This is a genomic window from Sphingomonas sp. ACRSK, from assembly GCF_022346685.1.
GTDB classification, from domain to species: domain Bacteria; phylum Pseudomonadota; class Alphaproteobacteria; order Sphingomonadales; family Sphingomonadaceae; genus Sphingomonas; species Sphingomonas molluscorum.
Genome location: NZ_JAKRNR010000095.1, coordinates 1 through 815, shown reverse-complemented (window position 1 = coordinate 815; position 815 = coordinate 1). Strand labels below are relative to the sequence as shown.

The window sequence follows — 815 nt, the reverse complement described above, 5'->3', positions numbered from 1 at the left end:
CGGGCTGCTGGGGCCTTGGCGGGCGATTTTACATTGGAGGATCTGGGCTTCATCTTCGTTCCTTCGTCACTACGACGAAGCCCAGATCCTCCTTAAATCACAACCTCAAATCTGTGCCATTGGTGCTGACGGCGGACACCTCATCACCATGCACAGCCGACAACTGCGCTCTGTGCTCGCGGAGATGAACGCACCAACCCGCCTCGTGCTTTGGGTAGTCGCCCTAGCGGGCCTCGCGAAAGGACCTGCCAACACGATGTATGTTCCCAGCCTGGCTGAGTTCGCGCTCACGATCATGAACACGGCCGCGGCCAGCCTGTTGATCATTCTCTCGATCGTCGAGGGTAGAGGCATGGTCTTCCTGCTGGGCCGCGTACCGGTCTTCATCGGCCGGATCTCGTTCAGCCTTTACCTTGTCCACATGCCGGTGATCGCAGCGTCGGTTCATAGCCTGCCGGCCTCATGGCCACTGCTTGCGCGCGTGGTCTTCGGCGTGGTCGCTTCCGTCCCAGTTGCCGTAGCGTTCTACGAAATCGTCGAGCACCCGTCAGGGAAACTCAGCCGGCGCATTGGCGACCACATTTCCAAGCTGCAATCGCCGCACAAGAGCCGGAGCTAACCCAGTACGTCACCGCCCCAGATGCCCCCGGCAGGCGCGTGCAGAGTGGTCGCGCCTTCGGTAATCGAAGCCGCCGGGTAATGCGGGGCGGTGAACACCACCTGCGACCCCGTTGCCACCTGCGACGACAGCGGCATGCCGCCGGCGCCACGCAGCGTGTAGACCTTGCCGTATTCGGTGCCTGAGATCGTCACCG

General features: G+C 62.1%; 2 protein-coding genes. One reads left to right on the top strand and one right to left on the bottom strand.

What is annotated here, in order from left to right; genetic code table 11:
* The coding region (locus tag MHZ35_RS17935) for an acyltransferase family protein (protein ID WP_239436858.1) at positions 1-619 on the top strand (619 nt) is incomplete at its 5' end.
* Here the strand turns inward: MHZ35_RS17935 and MHZ35_RS17930 are convergent.
* Positions 616-815, bottom strand: a 200-nt coding sequence (locus MHZ35_RS17930; RefSeq protein WP_239436857.1) for a hypothetical protein, incomplete at its 5' end; no start/stop codon positions are given. The genes MHZ35_RS17935 and MHZ35_RS17930 overlap by 4 nt on opposite strands.